The 811-nt window shown below is 68.7% G+C and carries 1 rRNA gene and 1 pseudogene; both read left to right on the forward strand.

Annotation, left to right across the window (positions count from 1 at the left end):
• Window positions 1-91, forward strand: a 5S ribosomal RNA gene (rrf, locus tag AB0O21_RS36080); the annotation flags it as partial.
• A 223-nt stretch (window positions 92-314) separates the two neighbouring features.
• A pseudogene (locus tag AB0O21_RS36085) lies at window positions 315-811 on the forward strand (hypothetical protein); the annotation flags it as partial.

Genomic DNA, 811 nt, shown 5'->3' on the forward strand with positions numbered 1-811 from the left:
GCCCGGTTACATTCCGAACCCGGAAGCTAAGCCTTTCAGCGCCGATGGTACTGCAGGGGGGACCCTGTGGGAGAGTAGGACGCCGCCGAACAATCTTTCAAAGGACCCTTGGTCCAGCGTTCAACGCTGGACCAAGGGTCCTTTTTGTTTTGTACCTCTTTACGCCGAAGCGCGGCCATGGGTTGGTTGCGCGAGAATGACTAGCGGTACCCCGAAGACAGGAGTCACACCCATGTCCAACTCTCCCGACGATCGTCCGGAGCGCGAGCCTCGGCGCAACGACGGTGGTGACAGGGGCGGCTACCGCGGGGGCCGTGACGACCGTGGTGGCGACCGTCCCCCGTTCCGTCGTGACGACCGTGGCGGCCGTCCGACCGGTGGTGGTGGCGGTTTCCGTCGCGATGACCGTGGCGGCCGTCCCGCCGGCGGTGGCGGCGGTGGCTTCCGTCGTGACGACCGCGGAGACCGTCCCTCTGGCGGCGGCTTCCGCCGTGACGACCGTGGCGGCGACCGTCCGAGCTACCCGCGCCGTGATGACGAGCGTGGTGGGCGTCCCTCGTACCCCCGTCGTGACGATGACCGTGGTGGGTTCCGCGGTGGTCGTGATGACCGTGGTGGCGACCGTCCCCCGTTCCGTCGGGATGACCGGGGTGGGGACCGTCCGTCCTTCCCGCGTCGGGACGACCGGGGTGGCGACCGTCCCTCGTTCCGTCGTGACGACCGGGGCGAGCGTCCGTCCTACCCGCGTCGCGATGACGAGCGTGGTGGGCGTCCCTCGTACCCGCGTCGTGATGACGAGCGTGGTGGGTTC

Source organism: Streptomyces sp. NPDC091371, from assembly GCF_040684275.1.
Classification (GTDB): Bacteria; Actinomycetota; Actinomycetes; order Streptomycetales; family Streptomycetaceae; genus Streptomyces.